Raw genomic sequence first — 23,961 nt, forward strand, 5'->3', positions numbered from 1 at the left:
AATAGCGATCCTTAATCCGCCTGCCCCCGGAGATCCTAATTTCAATAAATATGAAGTCGATCTAATGGTTGCAGATATGCAAAGCTGCGGACTTGTACTTGTGCAATACGCGAAAAATTTCGATTCGGATAGGGATTTCAAAAAGATGGGAAAATTTATAAAGGAAAATAAAGCCAAAATTTTATCGCAGATGCCGAAGATCAAGTGCAGGTAGCGCGCCGAAAAGCCCAGCGCGCGATAAAATTTTACCGCAGCGGTTTTAAAACGGCGCGAGCGTTTAAATTTAGAGGCAGCCTGCAATGAAGCGCTAAAATTTTAAGATAAATTTTATCCAAACGTTAAAGCTCTAGCAGTCGTGCCTCATCGCACCAAAGAGTCGAGCTTTATTAAAAAGCCCTGTAGCCAAAACAGCGATCCGCGCAGCTAAATTTCAAGGTAAAATTTCAATCTTTGCGGATAAATTTATGCGGCTTGCTTCAAAGATAAAATTTTAAAATTTCGTAGAGCAAAACCGGGGCGCAAAAGGCGCAGAATTTTAAAGCTCTAGCTGTTTTGCATTATCCCCTTTAGGCTGCGATACTCCTCGCATTCGCCCGTCAGCTTCGCGTCGGTGCCGATAGCGAGAATGCGGCCGTTTTTCATCACGGCGATATTGTCGGCGCGCTCGATCGTGGAGAGGCGGTGCGCGATTACAAAGACGATTTTGCTTTGTTTGATCTTTTCGATGACGTTTGAGATCTCCTTTTCGCTTGCGTTATCCAGCGCCGAAGTCGCCTCGTCGAATATTAAAATTTGCGGGTTCTTATACAGCGCGCGCGCGATGGCGATACGCTGGCGCTGCCCGCCGCTAAGATTTGCGCCGAACTCGCTAAGCACGGTGTAAATTCCATCCTTCATCGAGCTTACGAACTCATAGGCGTTGGCTAGCTTGAGCGCCTCTATGACGCGCTGCTCGTTAAATTCCGCGCCGTAGCTTACGTTTTGCGCGATCGTGTCGTTAAAAATATAGACGCGCTGGCTTACGAGGCCGATGTTTTCGCGCAGGCTAGGGATGCTAAACTCGCCGATCTCGTCGTTGCCGTTGAATAAAATTTTACCGCTACTTGCGTCGTAAAAGCGCATCAGCAGGTTCACGACCGAGCTTTTGCCGCCGCCGCTGTTTCCGACGAGCGCTAAAATTTCGCCCTTTTTGACGCTAAAGCTTATGTCTTTCAGCGCCGCCTTGTCGCCGTAGTTTAGCGACACGTCGCAAAAGCTCACCGAGCCTATCTCGCCCATCTGCTTGCCGCCTCCGACGATCGTAGGCTCCAAGTCTATGAGCTCAAACGTCCGCTCGCTCGCTGCGATAGCGTCTTGCATGTTGTTGTAGAGCGATGAGACCTTTTTTATCGGGGTGTAGACCATAAAAAGCGCCGTAAGGAAGCTGAAAAAGCTGCCGATGCTCATTTGACCCGCGATGACCTCCTGTCCTCCGACGATGATCACCACGGCGATGCCCACGGCGCCCAGCATCTCCATGATCGGGCTTACCAGACACGTCGTTACGACCGCCTTTAAATTTAGACCGAAAAATTTCTTGTTTTCGGCGTTAAATTTCTCCACTTCAAAGCTCTCAGCGTTGCTTGCCTTGACGATTTCGATGTTGGAGTAAATTTGACTGAGCGCCGAGGAGATATCGGATGTTTTCTCTTGAGACTCGCGCGAAATTTTCTTCATCCGCTTTGCAAGGCGCGAGAGCGGATATATCGCGCACGGAAAGACCACGAGCGCGAAAAACGAAAGCTTTGGGCTCTGATAGATCACGACGCCCAAAAGCCCCAAAATCGTAATGATCTGCGTGAAAAAATCGGGGATCATATTCGAAACTACGACGCGGATGCGCTCGATATCGTTGATCGTGCGGCTGATGAGCTCGCCCGTGCGGAAGCGGTTGAAAAAATCCACGTCCAGCCGCACGAGGCTTGCGACGAGCCTATCGCGGAAGCGGCGCACCGTGTCTTGACCGATGAAGGCGGTGAAGTAGTTTTGCATAAACGCACCGCCGCTTTTCATCGCAAAAACCACGATGATCGCGATCGGAAGCGTGTAGAGATACGGCTCGTTTTTTTCGACGAAAATTTTATTTAAAACGGGCTCGACCAGCTTCGCGCTCGTAGCAGTCGCCACGCTCGTCATCACCATACCCAAAATCGCCAATGCAAACTGCGGCTTATAATCCCTAAAATAGGGCTTAAAGCGCGATAGTAAAGTTTTAAAGCCGTTCAAATGCTATCCTTTTTTATAAAATTTTTAAAATTTAAAATCCAAAAATTCATGAAATTTCAAAATTGATGGAATTTCAAAATTCCTAAAATTCCAAAATTTATAATTCTAAAATTCCTTAAATTTTAGAATTTTGACCGCGATGCAGCACAAAATTTATGGGGCGGCGCGGGACTAATTTGCGCTTCGCAAGCTCGCCAAATCTATCCGCCCACATACGCTGCCGCGCGAACGATGCCGAGATTTAGCTTTTTTGTTTGCCGCGTTCGAAGCACTAAGTGCTTAAAGCGAGCGAGTTTTTATTCATCGCGATCTTCCGCGCTTTTGTCGTCCACATTTTAAGCGGTAAATGCTTTGAGGCGCCATAAAGCGCTACAAAGTGCCGTTATACATCGTGTGTATCGCGACTTCACAACGGCGCGCCGCATTGCGCTTTTGCGCCGCCGCACCGCCGAATGAAAATCGCAGCCTGTCTTGTAGCTTTGCCGCTACATCAGCCGTATTGACAAATGAAATCGCGACTTTCATCGCTGCGTGCACCCGCGTACAATATCGCTATAAAAATCGCGCCGAAATTTGCGCGTCGCCGCAGCATATTCCACTGCACCTAGTCGCGTTAAAATTTACGCACAGGCTGCCGCAGTGCTACTTTCACTGCGCTGCATCGCAACTTTGCATCGCCAATTGCCATAAAATCGCACTGAAATTTACGCACAGACGATCCGTAGTGCTACCGCTGTACCGCGCTATATCGCGCTGCTGCATCAGCCGCGCCGACGAATGAAAATAGCGATCCACCTTGCGCTTCTGTCGCCGTGTCACGCCACACATCGCTCTGGCACCGTATCACTAAATAAAATCACGCCGCGGTATAGCAATACTTCAGATAAAAATCGCGCTAAAATTTTCGCGCGGATTAGCGTTCGGATTTACGCTTCTCATCGTAAAAAATCATAAAATTTAACATAAAATTTTACGCTAAATTTTACGTTCTACTCCGCTGCGACCTCCCAAACGGTGCCGCTAGCCGTGTCCATCACTTCGATCTTCATATCCGTAAGGCGCGCCCTGATGGCATCCGCGCTCGCAAAGTCCTTTTCCGCTTTCGCCTGCGCGCGCTGTTTTATCAGCTCCTCGATCTGCGCTCTTTGCTGCTCGCTCACGCCAAAGCGAAAGTATTCGGTCTCATCCTCATATAAAATTCCGAGCGTCTGCTTTGCAAACTCCAAATTTGCAGCGATTTGAGCCTTTAGCGCCTTGTCTTTTGGTGCGCGATCTAGCGCTTCGTTCGCGTTTGCTACAAAGCTATCAAGCACCGCAAGCGCGCCTGAGGTGTTGAGATCATCGCTCAAAAATTCCATTATCTCCGATCTAAATTTAGCCTCCGCAGCAGGCAGCTGGCGCAGAATTTTGCCCTGCAGTGGGAGTTAAAACGTCACGGACGCGCTTTTTAAGGCGGTAAATTTTATCGAGCCTCTTTTTGCTCGCAAGCAGATCGGTCACCGAATAATTAAAATTTGCCCTGTAATGCGAGCTTAAGAGATAAAATCTCAGCGCCTCGCCTGGTGCGATTTTTAGGGCGTCATTTACAAAAAAGGAATTGCCGAGGCTCTTGCTCATCTTTTCGTTATTTACTTGCACGAAGCCGTTGTGAAGCCAGTATTTGCTTAGCGCTCTATGGCGAGCGCAGCGGCACTGCGCGGCTTCGTTTTCGTGATGCGGGAAGAGCAGATCAGCGCCGCCTGCGTGAATGTCGATGCAAAATTGCGGATCACCGCTATCAAGGTGCGCCAAAATCATCGCGACGCACTCGCTGTGCCAGCCCGGGCGCCCTTTGCCAAACGGGCTATCAAACCAGTTCTCGTCAAATTTCCACAGCACGAAGTCCTTCTCGTCGTGCTTGGCATCGTTTGAGGCGACGCGGGCGATGTTTTTACCGGCGCCCTCTTTTTTGCCGCTAAGACTTAGATAATCCCCGTCCTTGCGCGTGTCGAAGTAGATGCCGTCACCGGTGATCTCGTAGGCAAAGCCTTTTTGAAGAAGCGAGGATATGAGCTCGCAGATCGCGGCGATATTTTCGGTCGCTTTGGGCGAAATGCTCGCGTCCGCGACGTTTAGCGCGCTCATATCCTGCAAATATCTGCGGGTATAAAACTCCGTGATCTCCTCCAGGCTTTTGCCGCTCTGCTCCATCTTTTTTAAAATTTTATCGTCGATATCGGTGAAATTTCGCGCAAATTTTACCTCATAGCCCTCCGCTTGCAATACGCGGCGCAGCAAATCAAAGCTCACGGCACTTTTTGCATGGCCTAGATGCGCGTCGTCATAAACGGTCGGGCCGCAGGCGTAAATGCGCGCCAGCCCCTCGCTAATGGGCTTAAACGGGAGCTTCTTTTTGCTCAAACTATCATAAATTACCATAATACAAGCCTTTTAAAATGTATAAAATCGCCGCTTCGCCCGCACAAAGCGCCGCGATCGCAATAATTTTTTTTGCGCGGATTATAGCTAAAAAGTTATTAAATCCAAAAAAATAGAGGTTGAAGCCGAGCAGAAACGCCCCCGTTATCGTGCTTGCAAACGCAAGCCCCACGGCTCCGAAGGGTTTAAAAAACAGCGCGCACAAAGCGACGTTTATAAAGACGCACCAGATCGAAATTTTTGCGCTTAGTTTCTGCTTCATATTCGCATACAGCCAGTGCGAAAAAATCCTAGACAGCCCAAACGGCACGAGCCCTACCATATACGCGCCGAGAACCGCGGCGCATTCGATGGAATTTTGGCGGGTAAATTCTCCGCGCTCAAACAGTAGCTGCGTGATCTCGTTTCGCAGCATCACGCCGCCTATCGCAGAGAGTCCGAGCAGCGTCAAAAGGAAGTAAAATCCGCGTTCGACAAGCGCCAGAGCCTGCGCGTCGTCGTGAGCTTTTACGAATTTGCTCATGCGCGGAAAGATCGCCGTGCTAAGCGCGATCGCAAAAAGCGCGAGCGGCAGCTGAAATATGCGGTTGGCGTAGTAGAGATAGCTGATACTGCCGCTAGCAAGGAAGCTCGCAAAAAAGGTATCTATAAACGAGCTTAGCTGAAGCGCCGATGCACCGAGCACGCCCGCGAAAAAATTTTTATAAAAGCCCTGCGTCTGCGGTTTATCGCCCCGTGCAAGTCGCGCAAAGCCGCCGGCTAAGACGCGCAGCATGCCGGTAAATTTCAACGCATAAACATGCACCGCAAGCTGCAAAAGTCCACCCGCCACGACGCCGAAGCTAAGATAAAGCACCGCCGTGGCGCCGTCTTTACCGCGAGCTAGCAGAAGCGCCGCTATCATCGCTAAATTTAAAAGTGCGGTCGAAAACGCCGTCGTAGCGAAGTGATCGCGATACTGAAGCAGCGAGGCAAAGAGCGTAACGACAAAAATGAATGTAAGGTAGAAAAAATTTATCCGCACGTATGGCACCGCAAGACCGATCTGCTCGGTGCTAAATCCGTATGCTAAAACTTTAGTAAAAATGGGTGCAGCAAGCAGCACGAGCGCCGTTAAAAGCGCGATGAAAATGCTAAATTTAATAAGCACTGCTGCGGCGAAAATTCCTTTTTTACGCGCGGCTGTAAAACTAGGCAAAAATGCCTGCGTAAAGGCTCCCTCGCCGAATAGTCTGCGGAAAAGATTGGGCAGTTTAAACGCTACGAAAAACAGATCGCTGTAAATTCCCGCGCCCAAAACCGATGCGGTAAGCAGGTCGCGCACGAAACCCAAAACCCGCGAAACCAGCGTGCCTGCGCTATTTGTAAAAAAGCCTCTGAGCATAAATCTCCATTAAATTTTATAAAATGCCAAGGTTGATTATATTATAATTTCCCCTATTTTTTGATTTTGGAGAGAAATTTTTGCGGAATTTAGCCTTTTCGCTCGAAAGCTCGGGCGGGAAAAACACCTTATCGCTACGCGGGCAGTGGAACTACAAAAGCTCGCGCTCGCAGTTACTTGCACTAAAAAAAGCTGTAAAAAATTTAAACGAGCTGGAGCTAAGCTTAAGCGAAATTTCAAATTTAGACTATTTCATGGCGTTGATGATCAAAAACGCCCTTGCCGGCAAGCGGGTTAGCCTTGTGGAGGATAGCTGCAAAGCCGCCAAAATTTTAAGCTTTATGGATGATAAAACGATCGATTTTAGCTACGTACCCGAGTCTCGTAGGCTAAATTTTTTAGCGCAGATCGGACTTTATTGCCATCTTGGAATTCTAGGCTTGCTAAGCCTTGCAAGCTTTTTGGGCGAGTTTTTCTCTAAACTTACGGCTTTTATAATTCATCCAATGAAATTCCGCTTCAAAGAAACTGTAAATTTCATCAAAGATAGCGGCATAGACGCGCTTTTCATAGTCTCACTGACGGCATTTTTGATCGGCATCGTGCTTGCTTACATCGGCTCGGATATGCTTTCTAAATTTGGCGCCAGCATCTATATCATCGATATAATGGGTGCTTTGACGCTGCGCGAGGTGGCGCCTCTAATCGCCGCTATCGTTATCGCAGGTCGCTCGGCTTCGAGCTTTACGGCACAGATCGGCGTGATGAAGATCACAGAAGAGATCGATGCGATGAGGACGATGGGCTTTGATCCGTTTTATTTTCTTGCGATGCCGCGCATTATCGCGATGGTACTAATCATGCCGCTAGTCATTTTTATCGCAGATTCGGTAAGTATTTTTGCTCAGATGATAGTGTGCGACGCGTATTTAGATATAGCCTTTAGCGATTATTTGGATAGATTTAAGGCTTCTGTAGAGCTTAGGCATTTTTTAGTAGGTATAATTAAAGCGCCATTTTTCGGGGCATTCATTGCTATCATCGGCTGCATGCGGGGTTTTGAGGTCAAAGGAAATACCCAAAGCATCGGCGAATACACTACGATCAGCGTCGTAAATGCGATATTTTGGGTCATCGCGATCGACGCGGTATTCGCGGTTCTGTTTTCGGAAATCGGGCTATGAGTGAGCAAGTGCAATCCATCGAAAGCGCTAAAATCATAGTCGCGCGCGATGTTACTACCGCGTACGGATCGCGTGTTATGCACGATAGCGTGAGCTTTAGCGTCAAAAAGGGCGAAATTTACGGCTTTTTAGGCGGCAGCGGCAGCGGTAAAACGACGCTGATGAAAACTCTCATATTTTTAAAGCGCCCGCAAAGCGGCGAAATTAAAATTTTCGGACGCGATATTTGGCGCGCGAGCGAGGCGGAGCAAAACGAGATCCGCCTAAAATGCGGCGTGATGTTTCAATTCGGCGCGCTTTACAGCTCGATGAGCGTGCTCGAAAACGTAGGCGTGTTATTGCGCGAATACTCTAAATTTAGCGAGCGCGAGATAGATGAGCTATCGATGTTTTGGATCCAAAAGGTGGGACTTAAAAAAGAGGCTGCCGCGCTTAGCCCAAACGAGCTTAGCGGCGGTATGAAAAAGCGCGTGGCGCTGGCTCGCGCGCTAGCACTTAGCCCTGAAATTTTATTTTTGGACGAGCCAAACTCGGGGCTTGATCCGCTCAGCGCCAGAGCCCTTGATAGGCTTGTTTGCGAGCTTAGAGACAGCCTCGGCGTCACGGTCGTGATGGTGACGCACGATGTGGATAGTATCTTTGACATTTTGGATCGGTTTTTGATCGTGGATAATCAAAAAATCGCTTTTGAAGGAAGCATCGAGGAAATTTCAAGCCTAAAGAATAACCCGCTTGAAGAGCTATTTAAGATGAGGCAAAGGGATTGAGCTTTGAAATTTATTTAGTCGAAATACGCATCGCGGTGGGTAAAATTTAGATAGGTAGGAGCTGAAATTTTAAAATAGCGGCGGGAAAATTTTAAATTTTAAACCTAGCGAGGAATTCCGGGCTCCGCAGGGCTTAAATTTTAAAATTTAGACCTTAGCGGCTCAATCAAAATTTTAAAATTTAGGCGGGTCGTATTTAAGGGCGCATTTAGGTGCATTTATTGGATAGTGCATAAATTTTAAAATTTTAACAAGCAAGCGGCGTTAAATTAAACCGGGGCGGCAAAATTTTACGCTAAAATACGGCGCGACGATATTTTGAAATTTCAAAATGCACGCTAAGCTTTAAAATTTAAACTCAGATGATTCTGCAAATTTTGCGACTATTTGAGAAAGTGCTAAGTTTTAAAATTTAAGCCCAAATGGCTATTTTAAGGCATATCTCAGGGCTTAAATTTTACACTCTGAAATTAGGAGAAAAGATTGGAAAATAGAACTTCATACACGATAGTAGGCGCATTTGTTATGATCTGCGTCGCGGCTCTTACGGCATTTATGTGGTGGATGCTTACAAAGACTGATCGCAGCGAAAGCTATCGCTCCTACTATATCCACACAAAAGAGCTTCCCGTAGGCATTAAGGAGAATTCCGAAGTTAAATTTATCGGCGTAAATGCGGGCATAATCAAAAGCATCGACTTTGCCGATATCGAAAATGCGATCATCGAGATTGAAATTTCGGTAAAAAGCAAACTGCCGATCTCGCAAGATAGCGTCGCTAAGGTAGAATCTCAAGGCATAAGCGGAATTGCGTTTATAAATATCACGAAAGGAAGTGGTAAGCTTTTCCCGCCGAATGATAAAAAACCGATAATTGCGCTGGACAAAACGCTTCTTGATAAAATCGGCTCTAAAGCTGAAGTCATCACCGATAGCGTGAGTGAGATGATCTTTAAGATTAACGGGCTATTGTCTAAGCAAAATACCGATAAAGTGGATAGAATTCTATCTTCGATGGATAAATTTAGCGCTGAGTTAAGCGATGAGAAAAAATTCCAAAGCCTAGACGCACTGCTTGCTAACGTAAATACTCTCATAGCAAATTTAAACGAGCGCGAGAAGGAGCTAGACGCGCTGTTAGATAATCTAAATGCTTTTGCCGTGAGTGCTGCCAATCTATCGAATTCACTGGATAAAACCGCAGGCATCATTACTAAGCGTATCGATCGCGGCGAGTACAATCTAAAAGCAATCTTGGATCCTACACTTGAGGAGGCAAAAAACACTCTTGGCGAGCTCAAAAAATCACTTAGAGAATTCCAAGGTGCGATGTTTAGGCTAGAGGACAATCCTTATGATTTCTTTTTCAAAGACACTTCTAAAGGCGCGGATCGCGACGATAAAAAGGAATAAAGATGAAAAATTTTATAAAGTTTACGCTTGCTGCGACGCTGGCGGCGATATTTTTAGGCGGCTGCTTAGCCAAGCAGGCTAAGCCATACACCTACTACGAGCTGCGTTATGATCAAAAGCGTTGCGTAAATCCTAGCGGTACGCGCAAAAATATCTTTATCGACACCATCACGGCGACCGATCTCGTCGATAGGCGGGATATTTTAATAGTGGATTTTAGAAACCGAACGCGGTTCGCAAGCGACGCCAAATTTATCACGATGCCTAGCGAGATGGTATATAAGGCGCTGCTTGATGCGGCATTTTCCACCTGCTCGCTAAATCCGATCTTTGTGCCAAAAGAGCGGGATTTGCGCCTAAAAACCAGTATCGTAGCGCTTCAGGTCAATAACGATCAAGCAACCGTCACGATGGGATATGAAATTTTGAATTCTTTAGAAAGCATAAAATCAGGCATCGTCACTAAGCGCGTTTTTGTGCCTGATCCTAGCTCGCAAAGCATTTATAATGCCCTAAATTTAGCGCTTAATGAGAGCATAAACGAAATTTTAAAGGCTCTTAGATGATAGCGGCGATCGAAGGAATTATCACGCGCAAGGAGCCCACTGCTTGCGTCATTAAATGCGCCAGCGGCGTAAGCTACGCTCTTTCATTGTCATTAAATACCTCCGCGAAGCTCACGCAGGGCAGGCTGACCGAGCTTGCGTGCGTGCAAATTTTGCGCGAGGATGCCGATTTGCTGTATGGGTTTTTAGACGAGAGTGAAAAAAAGATGTTTGAAACCCTAATCAAGCTTAGCGGTGTAGGTGCAAGCACGGCGATGGCGGTTTGTTCGACGCTCGCTCCGCAGGATTTTGCGCGTTGCGTAGCTACGGGGGATGCTGCGACGCTAACTTCAGTTCCGGGTATCGGCCCAAAGACCGCTAGACGGATCATTGCCGAACTAGGCGATGCGAAGCTAATGGAATTCGGTCCTAGCGAGACTTATAAGAACGAAGCGGCGTCCGCGCTACAAAGCCTTGGATTTAAGCGCGATAAGATCAATCAAATTTTAGTGGGCTGCAGCAGCACGAATACGTCAGATCTTGTCAAAGAGGCGTTAAAAAAATTAGCGTAGAAAATAAAATTTGAAGGAAAACAATGAAATTTGGCTTAGTTTTTGGAGCTCAAAGCTACGAGCACGAAGTAAGTATCATCTCGGCAATTGCCGTCAAAAATGCCCTAAAAGGCTGGGACTTGGAGTTTGTATTTTGCGATAAAAATCGTAAATTTTACCGCATTGAGGATAAAAATATGCGCGCGGCGTATTTTAAGCAGGGCGGCTATGCTAAAGCAAAAGGGCTTAGCATCGGTGCGGGCGGATTTTTTGAGAGCGGAATGTTTAGCAAAAGCATGCTAGAAGTCGGCACATATATCAATCTAATCCACGGCTGCGACGGCGAGGATGGCAAAATGGCAGCGCTATTTGAGTTTTTTGGCATCCCTTATATCGGACCTCGCATAGAAGCTAGCGTGCTAAGCTATAATAAAATTTTAACCAAGCACTTAGCCGCAATCGCAAATGTAAAAACCTTGCCGTATGAGATCGTAAATCGTACTAGCCTGCCTAATTTTAATTTTCCGATCATCGTTAAGCCCGCTCATTTGGGCTCTAGCATCGGAATTTCGATAGCCAAGAACGAAAGCGAGTTTAGCTACGCACTGGATCAGGCTTTTGAGCTGGACGACAGCGCGATCGTAGAGCCATACTGGGAAAACGTAAAGGAATTTAATCTCGCAGGTGCTAAAATAGACGGCAAAATCGTATTTTCGAACATCGAAGAGCCAAAAAAAGAGGGCTATTTAAATTTCGATTGTAAATATTTGGATTTTTCGCGTAGTAGCGCGATCGAGCCCGCTCGTCCTGGCGCTTTGCTAGAGGGCAAGATGAAAGATGCCTTTACGCGGCTTTATAACGCAGGATCATTCGATGGCGCGCTAATTCGCTGCGATTTTTTTGAAAAAGAGGGCGAAATTTATCTAAACGAGATAAATCCGAACCCTGGCAGTCTCGCAAACTACCTATTTGATGATTTCTCCGAGGTCTTAGCAGCTCTTGCTTCATCGCTACCGCCGATGAGGCAGATCCCTGTAAGCTACGAGCTGATCACCAAAATCACCGCTAATAAGTAGCTAATCGTTTAAAATTTTACGCTAAATTTTGCGTAAAATTTTACCCCAAAGGTCGAGTCATGATAAATCAAGACGAAATTTACACCGCTACCGAGATCGTGCGCAACTTCAGCACCGTTTTAAACAAGATCAAAAACCAAGAGATTAAAAAAGCCCTGATCGTAAAAAACAACAAATTTGAAGCCGTGATGATCAGTATGAGCGAGTTTGAGCGGCTCGAAAAAGCAGTCGAGCTACTCAAGGCCGTTTACGCCAAAAGGAGCGGCGGTGGCGAGTAAGGAGCTCGTCTGCGGCGGCGATAGCTACAAAATCAGCTACGAAATTTCAAACCTGCAACGCACTGAATATATTTTGGTGTTGCACGGCTGGGGTGCAAACAAAGCGCTTATGTCTAGAGTTTTTGCGGACAAATTCCGCCGTTACGCGTTAGTGTGCGTCGATCTGCCGGGATTTGGCGCCAGCTCGCAGCCCGCGCGCGCCCTTGGCAGCGAGGATTACGCGGAGATTATGCGTGCCTTTATCGCGGCTTTCGGCAAGCAGCCCGCAGCGATCATGGGGCACAGCTTCGGCGGCAAGATCGCTGCATTGCTAGCTCCGCGCAATCTCATACTGCTAAGCAGCGCCGGTATCATCGAGCCCAAGCCCTTTGCCGTGCGCGCAAAAATCGCGATTTTTAAAATTTTAAAAAGGCTTGGACTAGCGGGGCTTTGGCGCGCGTTTGCGAGCAAGGATGCCGCAGGTATGAGCAAGACGATGTATGAGACGCTAAAAAACGTCGTAAATGAGGACTTCCGCGATATTTTTTCTGCGCTAAGCCCGCAAAATGCGCTCATCTTTTGGGGCAAGGACGATCGCGCCACTAGCCTAAAAAGCGGCGAGCTGATCCACTCGCTCGTTAAAATCAGCAAATTTTATCCGCTGGCGGGGGATCACTTTTTCTTTTTGCAGAACGCGGATTTTATCGGCGAGCAGATCGAAAAGGAGCTTAGCGGCAGCTAAATTTAACGATTTGGCGCCGCATTAAATTTAAAACAAGACGCGATTTTGTATAAAATTTTAAAATTTAACCGTGAAATTTTAGCATCGCTAAAAATCGCGCTTTAGATGCAAAGACAGATCGCGCGAATGTAAGAGCGGGGTGCAATTTAAAAGCGTTTCATTGCGGCGCTTTAGTGCAGTTCTCCCGCGTTTTAAAATTTTGCAATCTGTTTGCGTCAAAGATCGCAAACCGAAGCGCAAATTTAAACATAAAAGTCGCGCGTATGCGTTTAAATTTAGCGGCGCAAAATCCGCTCTTTGGGCACGCGGTATAAAACGCAAAGCCCAAATCACAGCGTGTCGCGTTAAATTTTAAAATTTTACGCCGTAGCGGATCGTTTCCGCTCTGCGCTCACGATTGCGGCAGCCGTACAAGATGCGCCGAAACCGTGTATGTGTGCCGCAAAGCGGACGATTAGATTTAGTCGCACAACTGCGCCATCGCTTCGTCGCGATACGAAGCCGAAGTGCTCAGACGGCATAAATATCGCGCAGCATTATAAAAGCGTCGCAAAGCCTAGCCTGCGAGGCGCGGCACAGTATCAATAACGAAAGAGCCGCGCAGCAGCGTAAATTTCTAGCGCGGCTCGTGCGGCCAACATGAGAGCGTGAATTTGCGAGCACGCGAATTTTGTAAAACTAGAATTTGCAAAGCGATAATTCGTAAAATTTACAAATGAAGCCAAATGCCGGTTAGCCCGAGCTCGCCGCGGTTTGCCCGCGCAGCCTCGCAAAGCGGGCGCGTAAATTTATAAAAAGGAATTTTAAAAGATGAATATAATATTTTTGATCGCGCACGCGGCATTCGTCCTACTGCTCGGCTTTTATCTGATCACCTGCCTGCAGTGGTTTTCGTATAAGCCCGCGCGTATTATCTTTCACTTCACCAAGCCCGCGTGGCACATTTATTTTTTCATTTTGCCGCTGGCGGCGTATTTTGGCTGCGAGATCGCGGTAGGTCTCGGCGCAGCTAAATTTGGCACTGCATTCCTCTATGCCCTATGTGCCGCTAAAATTTTAATCATCGCGGCCTATGCGCTAGCGCTTTATTGTTGGCAAAGAGGACTTGATAAAAAGCTCGTCTTTACGCCGCGCGTGAAGCGATTTTTTGCAATTTTAGTACTCTGTGCGTTTGGCTTCAGCGCCGTGTTTTATGCCGCAGAAGCTCCGATTTTGCCGATATTTTTACCGCTTGGCGCCGCTCTTGTGGCGAGCTTTGCTTACGAGCGGGCGCAGGCTGCGAAATTTAAGGCCGACGCACGCAAAAAGTTGGCCTCGATGCCCTCGCTTACGATCATTCAGATCACCGCGAGCTACGGCAAGACGAGCATTAAAAATTTCTTGTATCAAATTTTAAAAAGCGACTTTCGCTGCTATAAGACGCCACGCTCGGTAAACACGCTAGCAGGGCTCGTGCGCGACGTAAACGAGGCGCTACCCGCAGATACGCAGATCTACATCGCCGAAGCAGGCGCCAGGCTAAGCGGCGACATCGCCGAAATCACCGAGTTTTTGGCGCCGCAGATCGTCGTCGTGGGCGAGATCGGCGCGCAACACATCGAGTATTTCAAAAGCATCGAAAACATCCGCAAAACCAAGCTCGAAGCGCTCACAAGCGCGCGGCTAAAGCATGCGTTTTTGCACAGCTCCACGCAAAAAAGCGCGGACGAGCGCGTCACGATCTACGACGAGGGGCTAAAAATCCACGGCGCGGATCTGGACGGAATAAAATTTAGCCTTAGCTTGAGCGATGATGAAAGCGGTGCTAGCGGCGAGAATTCCACGCTGCATGCAGACACATCCGCCGCAGGTGGTGAAGGGGAGGGCGATTTAAGCCTAGATGCAGGCAGTGCGGCATGCGCGGAAAAAGACAAAAATTCTAAAAATTACGGCGCCGATTTTGACGATGCAAATTCCATATCCTGCGCGGAGCGGGGCGAGCGAAAATTTTGTGAACAAACCGCCCGTGACGATAAAATTTGCGGCGATAAAGAGCGGGGCTCGCAAGAGGCTCCAAACGGGCATAAAATTTCAAACGGGCGGAGAGAACTATGCGAGAGGCATGAGTTTTTCGCGCCGATTTTGGGTAAATTTAACGCCGCAAATCTCGCCGCGTGCATAAAGATCGCGCGATTTTTAGGGCTTAGCGCTGATAAAATCAAAAGCCGCGTCGCACGCGTCGGTGCCGTCGAACACAGGCTCGCGCGGCTCGATGCGGGCGGCAAGATCATCATCGACGATAGCTTCAACGGCAATCTAAGCGGCATGCTGCAAAGCTACGAGCTGATGCGAAGCTACGGCGGGCGCAAGGTCATCATCACGCCGGGCATCGTCGAGAGCACGCGCGAGGACAACGAGACGCTGGCTGCCAAGATCGATGAAATTTTTGATCTCGCGATCATCACGGGCGAGCTAAATTCCGAGGTGCTGCAAAGCAGGATAGATCCAAAAAAGACTATCGTTTTGAAAGACAAGCGCGATTTGCAGCGGGTTTTGAGCGAAAATACGCATAGCGGAGATCTGATTTTGTTTTCAAACGACGCGCCTAGCTTTATTTAAGTGGCTTTAGCGATACGGCTTGTTTCGCCTGGAGCGGCATATTGCGCGATTTGGCAGTCGTGTTTTTGAGCAAAAGACTTTGGCGAGTGCGGCGAGCGACTTGAACGCGATCTTATCGGGCGATTAGTTTGAGCATGCGGCACGATCTGTTTAATATAGATAGCCCTGTGCGGCGAAATTTCGGCCCGTCGTTATAAAATCGCAATCTTGCGCGCGATTAAATTTACGATCAAATTTAAAGGAAAGCCATGGATTTACGAGAAAAGATGCTAGGGCGGCTGCGGGCGCTAAGCGAGGAGAAGTTGGCGAAATTTTCACAGCGCCTAATACCCGCGCCGCAGATTTTAGGCGTGCGCACTCCTGCGCTGCGCGCACTTGCCCGCAAAAGCTTCGCCGTTTTGGGAGGGATGGACGAGGCACGGCGCAAGCTGCAAAATTATAAGCCCGTTTTTCACGAAGAGTTCGTGCTAAAGGGCTTTCTTATAATGCTTTTGAAGCAGGATGAGGCGAAATTTGCGCTTGCGAGCGATTTTATCAAAACGATGCCTAATTGGGCGGTTTGCGATATGTTCGCTCCGAAATTCAGAGACGCCGCTTTCGTAGACGCGCTGTTAAAGCAGGCTAAAAGCGGTGCGGACGAGTTTGAGCGGCGATTTTTCTACGTTTATTTTATGCGAAATATGAGCGCGATCTCGCCCGAGGAGTTTTTTGAAATTTGCGCCGCCGAAAGCGACGAGCGGTATTATGTGCAGATGGGCGCGGCGTGGGCGATAGCCGAGATGTTTATCAAGCAGCGCGAGAGCACGCTTGCGTTTTTGGCGAGCAAGCGGGCGGCTAAATTTGTCCAAAACAAGGCGATATCGAAGATCCGCGATAGCTTTCGCGTAAGCAAAGCTGACAAGGAGGCGCTTTTGAAGTATAAAATTTAACCGCGGCGGAAAGTGGCGGAGGTAGTTAGAATTTCAGTTGCGCGCGGGGCTTGTCAGCCAAAATCGCGAGCTTTAAAACGTAAATTTAAGGAGAGAAAATGTTTAGCAAGGAATTTTTGGAGATTTTGAATTATGAATGCGCCGTGGGTATCGCTACCTGCGCGCAGGGCGAGGCTCATATCAGCAATACATGGAACAGATATCTCGTCATTAAGGGTGATCGCATCCTCATCCCCGCTGCGGGTATGAAAAAGACGCAAAGCAACGTGGAGGCTAATCCGAACGTCGAGCTTAGCGTCGCAACGAAGGAGCTAGCAGGCAGGTTCGGAGCGGGGCGCGGCTTTGTAGTGAAGGGCACAGCGCGCTTTATTGATAGTGGCGCGGAGTTTGAAGAAACGAAGGCGAAATTTCCTTTTGCTACGAGGCTACTTGAAATCACGGCTAGTAGCGTAAAACAGGTGCTGTAAGCCAAGCGGCGCAGTTTGGGTGGAATTTACGGATGAAATTCCCGATGAAATTCCGCCGCGAGCTTTACGATGGAATTTTGCCGTGAAATTTTATCGATGGAATTTTAAAATTAGTAAAATTTTATCGATGAAACTTCGCTTCGCTGCGAAATTTTAAAGTTGATAAAATTTCAAAGCCTGCAAAATTTCGAAGTTTGCGAGATCCATAAATCTCGTTCAAATTTTTAGAACCTAAATTTACGCATTGAAAGGAAAAGTATGAAACGATTAGAGGGCAAAACCGCCGTAATCACTGGCGGAAGCGACGGCATAGGGCTTGGCATCGCAAAGTGTTTCGCCGAAGAGGGCGCAAATTTGATCCTGCTAGGCAGAAGCGAGGAGAAATTAAAAATCGCGCAGGAGGCCTTGGGCGGTTACGGCGTGGAAGCTTACGCGATAGAGGCGGATTTGGCGCAAAGCAAAACGATAAAAGGCCTTTGCGAGCGCATTTTAGCGCTATCCCTTAAGATAGATATCCTCGTAAATAACGCCGGACTGGGAAAATTCGTGCCGTTTGAAGCGACCGACGAAGCTCTGCTGGACGCCCATCTAAACCTAAACGTCAAAGCGCCCTATCTGCTTACTCAGGGGCTTTTGGGCGCGCTTGCGGCTAGCAAGGGCTGCGTGATCAATATCTCGTCGTATTTTGCGAACCGAATGCTCGTGGGACGCACTACGACAGCATACTCGATCACCAAAGGCGCGCTAAATTCTTTCACCAAATCGCTTGCTTTCGAGGTCGGCAAACTCGGCGTGCGTGTTAATGCCATAGCGCCCGGTAGCGTGCTTACGCCGCAGTTTGAGCGAAATTTAAGCGCGCTTAGCCCGCAGGGGCGCGAAGCGTTTGAGCAAATGGTGCAAAATATCTATCCGCTCGGCAAAATCGGCAGCGCGCAGGACATCGGCGATGCGGCGGTGTTTTTGGCGTCGGACGAGGCGAAATGGGTCAGCGGCGCGATATTTGCGATAGACGGCGGACTTACGACGAATTAGCCGCGGCTGGGCGGAATTTTGGGCGCGGGTTTGAAATATAAAATTTTACAGAGGCAAATTTCGCCGCGAGAAATTTTACCCTGCAAAATTTCGCAGTGGCAAATTTGCAATGAAATTTAGCACGTAGAATTTTACGGCGACGAATACTGCGCGTGAAATTCCGCTATGGCGAAAACGTAGAATTCCGCAAACTGTACGAATTACAACGTAAATTTTAAAATTTGCATTGTAAAATTTTGCGGCGCGTCGGTTTGGAATTTTAAGCCGTGAAATTTCGCGCCGTAAAATTTCAGATCGCGGTAAAACGGTACCTGCGGGGCTAAATTTAAAAAGCGGAGTCGGCAGCCAGCTTGAGATAATTAGAAATTAAACGAGATTGGAGAGGGTTTGAGGGTTTTGTTTCTGGCATTTTTGTCGGTGTTTTTGCTCTCTTGCGCGGCGCTATTTAGCTCGTGCGCGGCTCCGCTTGCGCCTGCGGGCAACGCGCTTAGCGTATATGACATCTACTCCGTAGCGCGCGACCGCCGTAGCGTGAGCGAGGTCGCTAGCGACAAGCTCATCCAGACTAAAATCCAAAGCAAAATTTTATTTACCAAAGGCCTTAGCAGCTGGGATCTGGAGGTCGAATGCTTCTACGGCGAGGTCTATCTCATCGGGCTTCTGGATGGCGAAGCGATGCGCGAGTCGCTACTTGCTTTAGCTCGGCAAACAGAAGGCGTGCGGCGCGTGCATACCTATCTGCGCGTCAAAAAGCCCGAATATCCGTGCAATTCGTTTGAAATTTTTACAAATTTAAAGAAAAATCTCTTTTCCGACACCGATGTTTCGGGCACTGCGGTGCGCGTGGCGATCGTGGGCTGCGACGTGGTATTTAGCGGCGTGGTGAGCGACATCGAGCACGAAAAACACGCGATCTGGTACGCGACGCACGCGCCCGGAGTTCAGGACGTGTATTCGTTTCTGCGCGTGGTGAAGGAGTAGGGCTGTTAAATTTGATCGGCAGGTGGCGGCACGTTAAAAAATTTAACAGCTTGCGGCGAGTTAAATTAAAAGATACGCTGTTTATTTTAGCTTGCTTGCACAGCGCCCGCATACATGAAATTAAAATTTTATCGGCGCGCAAGACAGCGGGGAATTTTAAAATTTAGCTCACGAGCGAGAGCATTAAGTAAATTTAAAGCCGCCTCAGACGATAATTTCGGAAGTAAAATTTACGCCGCAAGCACTCGCCGAAAAGTAGCGCTCGGTGCCGATAGAAAGCGCGCCGTGTTTAAATAGCGACCAAATCAGAGGCGACGCAAGCGAGCAAAATTTAAAGGGCTGCGTTTTTAAAAGCGCTAAATTAAAAGTGAGCCGCCGAGCTAAACTTGAGCGTCGAGATGCACGCGTCGTAGTCAAAGACGCTTTAAATTTAAAATCGTGTTGCCGTTATCGGCGAAATTTTAGCGACATGACGCGAGCGCTCGCGCTAAAACATACGATCAAAATGCCTAAAAGGGCGCAAAATTCAGTAAATTTAAGGAGAGAAAATGAGCCAAAGCCAAAAATGTACGTACCAAACCGCGTGCGAGCTGCCTAACGTAAGGCTGATCAAGCACCCGCTGATCGAGCATAAGCTCACGATCCTGCGCGATCGGGGGACCGATCCGTTTCAGTTCCGTATGCTCGTCGATGAGATCAGCTACCTGATGATGTTCGAAGCCACGCGCGATCTGGCGCTGCGCAAGGTGAGCGTGCATACGCCCGTGGCGCAAACCAGCGCGTATAAGCTCGCCACGAAGATCATGATCTGCCCGATTTTGCGCGCCGCGCTGGGGATGCTAGATAGCGTTTTCAAGCTCATACCGGACGCTAGCGTGGGGTTTTTGGGCTTTCAGCGCGACGAAAAGACCGCGCAGGCGGAGTTTTTTTACGCCAAACTGCCCACAGACGCCGCAGAGCGCACCGCAATCATCATCGATCCGATGTTTGCGACCGGCGGCACGGCGATCGATGCGGTGAAATTTCTGCTGAAAAACGGCGTTAAAAAGATCAAATTTATCTCCATCATCGCAGCGCCCGAGGGGCTTCATAGATTTAGCGAGATCTACCCGCAGGTCGAGGTTTTTACCGCGGCGATCGACGAGAGACTAAACGAGCAAAAATATATCGTGCCCGGACTTGGAGACGCGGGAGATAGGGTGTTTAATACGCTGTGAGTTTACGCGGCGAAGGGCTGCTTTGTGCCGCGTTAAATTTGCGCGGGATAGTATATTTGTGCGGCGATAAATTCATCGGTAGCAAGCTTTAACTGCAATGGAATTTTACGCGACGCGAAATTTATTTATAAATATGCGAGTTGTCGCCGCTCGGAATTCCGTCGCGCCAATAAATTTGGCAGGGCGCGTATTTTTACAGTGTGCGCAATACGTAGTGAAATTTTAAATTTCGCAGCGCCGTAAATTTGATGCGCTTTAAAATTTTAACTCGTCGTGGAATTTGCGGTATTTTTGGAATTTATCAAATAAAATTTTAGCTCCGCGCCGTATAAAACACGCGAATTTCAAAGCAAGGAAAAAGCAAAATAGGGCGGTGAAATTTCACTATCGCCGAATTTTGCCGTAGAATTCTGTCTGCGCAAGATTTTGCGGGGAATTCGCCGCGTTAAAACCCTGTAACAGAACGGGAGTGAAATTTTATGGCTGCCCGCGCCGCAAATATTGCTATTTTCAGACCGCCCTTGATCGCGCTGTAGTGTAACCCGCGCGCAGCTCGCAAAAAAGCCCCATGCAACCACGCCTCTCAATCGTAGCTTCAAATCCCGCTACCGCCTGCTAAATTTAGCGATCCGTAAAATATCGCGGTGGCGTCCGCGCCGCAAAAATTTGCAAATCGTAAAATTTTACAAAAATCGTGCGGCAAAATTCTTACTTCAGCAATCCGATAAAGAAGCAGGGCGGCGCACCAGGCGTATGCGAGGAGTAAAATTCTTACTCAAACGATCCGCCCGCGCTAAAATGAAATTTCAAAATTTAGCGAGCAAAATGCTTACTTCACCAGCCCCGCTTCCCTTAAAAAGCAGCTCGGTTCGTAGCTAACTTTTCTAATCTTATCAAATTTCGCATAGCTTAGCACCAGCTCGTCGCGCGCTCTGGTAACCGCCACGTAAAATAGTCGCCGCTCCTCCTCCAGGCTGCCGCCCATCGCCATTAGCTTGAGGTTCGGGAAGCGGTTTTGCGCCAGATCGATAAGATAGACGCTGCAAAACTCAAGCCCCTTGCTTGCGTGCACGCTGAGCAGATTTACCCCCTCGCCCTCGCTCATCTCCTTTGCGCCCAGGGTTATGAAGTTATAAAAGCTCTGCGGATCCGCGTATTTGCCCGCGATCTGCTCTAAAATGCCGCATTTATCGTATATACGGGATATTTCGTCCTTTTTGCGATCCTCGTCTATCTTGCCGTTTTTCAGCGTCGCGCGTTTCGTCGCGATAAAGTCCGCCACGAGGGCAAAAAGGCGCGAGTTTTTGATCTGCGAGATGAGCGTAGCGGACCTTGCAGCGGAGCCGCTTTTTTTAAAAATTTTATAAATTTCGTGCAAAAATACGGCGCCGCCCTCGGTGATTTTATTGTGTTTTAGAACTGGATGCGAGCGAAAAAACTCGTCAAATTCCAAAGCTTCAAAGCGCGATACCGAGCCGATTATATCGACATCATCAAAAAGTCCGAGCTGGTAGTTTTTCCTCTTTTTTTCAAAAATTTTAACGCTCTCGTCGGGGTGCAAAAGCCCTGCGTGAATGCTTCCGTGCCCAAGCGCGATCAGCGCGTCGAAAAGCTCCTTACTTAGCGCGCTGCCGACGCCTCTTGCGTATTCGCACGTATTCATAAAGGCCATCATATCTTTTGGGTTTATTATCATCGCGAAGATGTCCGTAAAGGCCTTGATTTCGCGGCTTTCAAAAAAGCTCACGCCGCCTTTTCGCTTCGCGCCGATACCGAGCTCCTTAAGCGCGACCTCGACGCCGTCGGCGCTGGAATTATTGCGAAAGATGACGGCGATCTTTTCGCGTGGGGTGGTGCTTTGCGCGATCTGCGCGGCTACGTGGGCGTATTGCGCCGCCGTATCGTCGTAAACATGCAGCTTAGGCGCGCTAAATTTTCCCTCGCGGCCCACGATCAGCTTCTTTTCGTAAAGGCGCGGATTGTTCGCGATGACGCGGTTTGCAAGCGCCAAAATCGCCGAGCTTGAGCGATAGTTGATATTCAGCGCGTAAATTTTAGCGTCCGCAAAGCGCTTGCCGAAGCTGCCGATGATGTCGATGTTTGCGCCGTTGAAAGCATAGATGCTCTGATCAAAATCGCCGACGCAAAAAAGGCTTTTCGTCGCAAAGGCATCGATGAGGCTTCCTTGCAGCGAGTTCGTGTCCTGATACTCGTCCACTAAAATTTCATCAAACCGCAGCGGCGCGCCCTTTTGCAGCTCATGGCGCATTTTTAGCAATACGTCGTTGAAATCGGCGTAGTTAAATTTCGCCTTTTCCTCCTCGAACTCGCGCAAAATATCTGCGTAAATTTCGGCAAATTCTGCCTGATCTTTGTAGTTTTTGCTAAACCACGTCGCAAAATCCGCGCTCATCTCCTTGTTTTGATACAGCGAGTACACATCGTACAGATAGGTCCCGCCGTAGGGGCGCGTGTCGCTTACGTGATAAAATTTTCGCCTTTCTACGAGGCTTTTTAGCAGCGTCTTTAGCTCGGCGGGCTGCTTTAAGATCACGCCTTTGCCGAGCTCGCGAAGTAGGGCGTAGGATACGGCGTGGAAGGTACCCGCGACGATTGCGGAGGTGATTTTTTTATCAAAATGCCGCTGCAGCCTCGATATCATCTCGCTTGCGGCCTTATTCGTAAAGGTAAGGAGCAAAATTTTTCTAGGGCTCGTGCCGAGATTTAGCAGATGAGCGATCCGCGCGACGATGGTGCTGGTTTTACCCGTGCCTGCGCTTGCGATTATTAGATTGTGCCCTGAAGGGGCGGTCGCTGCGGCGTATTGTTCGGTGTTTAGCTTAGCTAGAGCGTCCAAGATTATTCCTTTGCAAAAAGGCGCCATTATAGCCTAAAATCATTAAAATTCTTTGATATAATTGCGCGATGAAATTTCTAAAATTTACGTTAAAAATCGCGCTATTTTGCGCATTTGCATTCGCTCTGTTTTTAATCCTGGACGCGCTTTATCCGCTAAATTTGGATATGCTAAACAAGCAGAAGAGTAGAATTTTATATGATCGAAACGGCGAAATTTTAAATATGCAGATCAGCGACGATCAAATTTGGCGCTTCTACGCGAGCGCGGACGAGATACCGCCGCGGCTGAAACAAAGCGCGATCTACTTCGAAGATCGCTATTTTTACTACCATTTCGGCGTCAATCCAGCCTCGATCCTGCGCGCGGCTACGTATAATTTTACGCAAAATTTTACTAAAAAAAGCGAGGGCAACGTCGAGCGCGTCGGAGCCTCGACGATTACGATGCAGGTCGCGCGTATGATGCGCCCCAAACAGCGCAGCTACAAGAACAAAATCATCGAAATTTTCAACGCCTTTCAGCTGGAGTGGCACTTCAGCAAGGATGAAATTTTGGGGATGTATTTTAACCTCGCCCCATACGGCGGCAATATCGAAGGGGTCAAAACCGCGGCGTATTTTTACTTCAAAAAGGACCTGCGCGAGCTTAGCAACGCTCAAATCGCGCTTCTTAGCGTGATCCCGAAAAACCCAAACAAAAACCGCCTGGACCGCAGATCAAACATCAACGCGCTTAAAAACCGCCTAATTTCGCAGTTGCGAGAAGGCGGCGTGATCTCGCAAAGCGAGTATGAGCGCGCCATCGCAGAGCCGTTTTCGCCCAGGCGCTACGCAGCGCCCAATTATGCGCCGCATTACGCGCTGTTAGCGTTTAACAATTATAAAATGCAGAATTTCATTGCCAAAGATGATGCAAATTTCACTCAAAATTTAGAGCAGGGCGGCACGCCTGGCGCGACGACAGGGCAAGCAAACTCGTCTACACGCCGAGCCGCAGCGATAGCAGAGTCAAATTTTTCGGACGCGGCGAGTGCCGAATCAAGCTTTACGGCTGCGACAAGGGGTGAGCCAAATTTATCAAATGCCGCAAACGCGCAGGCGGGAGCGGATTCAAAAGAAATGAATTCCAAAGAGGTGGATTTTAAAACGGATGCACCAAAGAGTTTAAATTTGGGCGGACGGAGGGGCCTAAATTTAAACGAGCGCGAAGGCGCAGAATTGCAGGCGGGCGTAAAACCGAATGAACCAAAAGCGTAAAACCAAATGAAAGAGAGGG

At 48.4% G+C, this 23,961-nt stretch carries 20 protein-coding genes and 1 pseudogene; 16 read left to right on the forward strand and 5 right to left on the reverse strand.

Annotated elements, in window-relative coordinates; translation table 11 throughout:
- A partial coding sequence (locus tag Q0174_RS03400; RefSeq protein WP_298041689.1) for a hypothetical protein occupies positions 1-214 on the forward strand: 214 nt, incomplete at its 5' end.
- A gap of 329 nt (positions 215-543) precedes the next feature.
- On the opposite strand, the gene Q0174_RS03405 is transcribed toward Q0174_RS03400, so the two are convergent.
- From Q0174_RS03405 to murJ, 4 genes and pseudogenes are all read right to left on the reverse strand, one after another.
- A complete protein-coding gene (locus tag Q0174_RS03405) occupies positions 544-2,265 on the reverse strand; it encodes an ABC transporter ATP-binding protein (RefSeq protein WP_298041690.1) in 1,722 nt (573 codons plus the stop codon).
- A 369-nt stretch (positions 2,266-2,634) separates the two neighbouring features.
- On the reverse strand, positions 2,635-2,790 hold the full coding sequence (locus tag Q0174_RS03410) for a hypothetical protein (RefSeq protein ID WP_298041691.1): 156 nt from the start codon (positions 2,788-2,790) through the stop codon (positions 2,635-2,637).
- 464 nt (positions 2,791-3,254) lie between these two features.
- Positions 3,255-4,683 (reverse strand): annotated as a pseudogene (gene cysS / locus Q0174_RS03415) (cysteine--tRNA ligase).
- Complete coding sequence (murJ, locus tag Q0174_RS03420; protein WP_298041692.1) at positions 4,670-6,067, reverse strand: murein biosynthesis integral membrane protein MurJ; 1,398 nt, start codon at positions 6,065-6,067, stop codon at positions 4,670-4,672. The pseudogene cysS and the gene murJ overlap by 14 nt, the downstream one beginning before the upstream one ends.
- Before the next feature lie 80 nt (positions 6,068-6,147).
- On the opposite strand from murJ, the gene Q0174_RS03425 reads away from it, so the two are divergent.
- The 14 genes from Q0174_RS03425 (at position 6,148) to upp (ending at position 19,826) form a co-directional block, all read left to right on the forward strand.
- Positions 6,148-7,251, forward strand: coding sequence for an ABC transporter permease (locus Q0174_RS03425; protein ID WP_298041693.1), 1,104 nt, complete (start codon positions 6,148-6,150; stop codon positions 7,249-7,251).
- A complete protein-coding gene (locus Q0174_RS03430) occupies positions 7,248-8,018 on the forward strand; it encodes an ATP-binding cassette domain-containing protein (protein WP_298041694.1) in 771 nt (256 codons plus the stop codon). The genes Q0174_RS03425 and Q0174_RS03430 overlap by 4 nt, the downstream gene beginning before the upstream one ends.
- 483 nt (positions 8,019-8,501) lie before the next feature.
- A complete protein-coding gene (locus tag Q0174_RS03435) occupies positions 8,502-9,431 on the forward strand; it encodes an MlaD family protein (RefSeq protein WP_291937273.1) in 930 nt (309 codons plus the stop codon).
- 2 nt (positions 9,432-9,433) lie between these two features.
- On the forward strand, positions 9,434-9,997 hold the full coding sequence (locus Q0174_RS03440) for a hypothetical protein (protein WP_297943510.1): 564 nt from the start codon (positions 9,434-9,436) through the stop codon (positions 9,995-9,997).
- Positions 9,994-10,548 carry a Holliday junction branch migration protein RuvA gene (ruvA, locus tag Q0174_RS03445; protein ID WP_298041695.1) on the forward strand — a complete coding sequence of 185 codons (555 nt, stop codon included), beginning with the start codon at positions 9,994-9,996 and terminating at the stop codon, positions 10,546-10,548. Before Q0174_RS03440 ends, ruvA begins: the two co-directional genes overlap by 4 nt.
- 23 nt (positions 10,549-10,571) lie before the next feature.
- Positions 10,572-11,603, forward strand: a complete 1,032-nt coding sequence (locus Q0174_RS03450; RefSeq protein WP_298041696.1) for a D-alanine--D-alanine ligase — start codon at positions 10,572-10,574, stop codon at positions 11,601-11,603.
- A 59-nt stretch (positions 11,604-11,662) separates the two neighbouring features.
- Complete coding sequence (locus tag Q0174_RS03455; RefSeq protein ID WP_177389042.1) at positions 11,663-11,881, forward strand: type II toxin-antitoxin system Phd/YefM family antitoxin; 219 nt, start codon at positions 11,663-11,665, stop codon at positions 11,879-11,881.
- Positions 11,871-12,602, forward strand: coding sequence for an alpha/beta hydrolase (locus tag Q0174_RS03460; RefSeq protein WP_298041697.1), 732 nt, complete (start codon positions 11,871-11,873; stop codon positions 12,600-12,602). Before Q0174_RS03455 ends, Q0174_RS03460 begins: the two co-directional genes overlap by 11 nt.
- An 810-nt stretch (positions 12,603-13,412) precedes the next feature.
- The gene (locus Q0174_RS03465; protein WP_298041698.1) at positions 13,413-15,200 is read left to right on the forward strand and encodes a Mur ligase family protein; all 1,788 of its coding nucleotides are present in this window, start codon (positions 13,413-13,415) and stop codon (positions 15,198-15,200) included.
- Between the two features lie 248 nt (positions 15,201-15,448).
- Positions 15,449-16,129 (forward strand): DNA alkylation repair protein, encoded by a 681-nt coding sequence (locus tag Q0174_RS03470; protein ID WP_298041699.1) that lies wholly within the window; start codon positions 15,449-15,451, stop codon positions 16,127-16,129.
- Between the two features lie 98 nt (positions 16,130-16,227).
- A complete protein-coding gene (locus Q0174_RS03475; RefSeq protein ID WP_177389050.1) occupies positions 16,228-16,596 on the forward strand; it encodes a pyridoxamine 5'-phosphate oxidase family protein in 369 nt (122 codons plus the stop codon).
- 258 nt (positions 16,597-16,854) lie between these two features.
- Positions 16,855-17,628, forward strand: coding sequence for an SDR family oxidoreductase (locus Q0174_RS03480; RefSeq protein WP_298041700.1), 774 nt, complete (start codon positions 16,855-16,857; stop codon positions 17,626-17,628).
- Positions 17,629-18,015: 387 nt separating this feature from the next.
- Positions 18,016-18,609 (forward strand): BON domain-containing protein, encoded by a 594-nt coding sequence (locus Q0174_RS03485; RefSeq protein WP_298041701.1) that lies wholly within the window; start codon positions 18,016-18,018, stop codon positions 18,607-18,609.
- A 590-nt stretch (positions 18,610-19,199) separates the two neighbouring features.
- Positions 19,200-19,826: a uracil phosphoribosyltransferase gene (upp, locus tag Q0174_RS03490; protein ID WP_298041704.1), complete on the forward strand. Its 627-nt coding sequence runs from the start codon at positions 19,200-19,202 to the stop codon at positions 19,824-19,826.
- Between the two features lie 829 nt (positions 19,827-20,655).
- Here upp and Q0174_RS03495 read toward each other — a convergent pair.
- Positions 20,656-22,710: an ATP-dependent helicase gene (locus Q0174_RS03495; RefSeq protein WP_298041702.1), complete on the reverse strand. Its 2,055-nt coding sequence runs from the start codon at positions 22,708-22,710 to the stop codon at positions 20,656-20,658.
- 41 nt (positions 22,711-22,751) lie between these two features.
- Here Q0174_RS03495 and Q0174_RS03500 point away from each other — a divergent pair, with 41 nt between their 5' ends.
- Positions 22,752-23,942, forward strand: coding sequence for a transglycosylase domain-containing protein (locus Q0174_RS03500; protein WP_298041703.1), 1,191 nt, complete (start codon positions 22,752-22,754; stop codon positions 23,940-23,942).
- Positions 23,943-23,961: the final 19 nt, after the last annotated feature.

It is taken from the genome of uncultured Campylobacter sp., assembly GCF_937996225.1.
GTDB lineage: Bacteria > Campylobacterota > Campylobacteria > Campylobacterales > Campylobacteraceae > Campylobacter_B.

Coding starts and splice junctions, on each gene's coding strand:
- Q0174_RS03410 (WP_298041691.1), bottom strand. CDS start 2,790: ATGAAAGTCGCGATTTCATTTGTCAATACGGCTGATGTAGCGGCAAAG.
- murJ (WP_298041692.1), bottom strand. CDS start 6,067: ATGCTCAGAGGCTTTTTTACAAATAGCGCAGGCACGCTGGTTTCGCGG.
- Q0174_RS03430 (WP_298041694.1), top strand. CDS start 7,248: ATGAGTGAGCAAGTGCAATCCATCGAAAGCGCTAAAATCATAGTCGCG.
- Q0174_RS03440 (WP_297943510.1), top strand. CDS start 9,434: ATGAAAAATTTTATAAAGTTTACGCTTGCTGCGACGCTGGCGGCGATA.
- ruvA (WP_298041695.1), top strand. CDS start 9,994: ATGATAGCGGCGATCGAAGGAATTATCACGCGCAAGGAGCCCACTGCT.
- Q0174_RS03450 (WP_298041696.1), top strand. CDS start 10,572: ATGAAATTTGGCTTAGTTTTTGGAGCTCAAAGCTACGAGCACGAAGTA.
- Q0174_RS03455 (WP_177389042.1), top strand. CDS start 11,663: ATGATAAATCAAGACGAAATTTACACCGCTACCGAGATCGTGCGCAAC.
- Q0174_RS03465 (WP_298041698.1), top strand. CDS start 13,413: ATGAATATAATATTTTTGATCGCGCACGCGGCATTCGTCCTACTGCTC.
- Q0174_RS03470 (WP_298041699.1), top strand. CDS start 15,449: ATGGATTTACGAGAAAAGATGCTAGGGCGGCTGCGGGCGCTAAGCGAG.
- Q0174_RS03475 (WP_177389050.1), top strand. CDS start 16,228: ATGTTTAGCAAGGAATTTTTGGAGATTTTGAATTATGAATGCGCCGTG.
- Q0174_RS03480 (WP_298041700.1), top strand. CDS start 16,855: ATGAAACGATTAGAGGGCAAAACCGCCGTAATCACTGGCGGAAGCGAC.
- Q0174_RS03495 (WP_298041702.1), bottom strand. CDS start 22,710: ATGGCGCCTTTTTGCAAAGGAATAATCTTGGACGCTCTAGCTAAGCTA.
- Q0174_RS03500 (WP_298041703.1), top strand. CDS start 22,752: ATGAAATTTCTAAAATTTACGTTAAAAATCGCGCTATTTTGCGCATTT.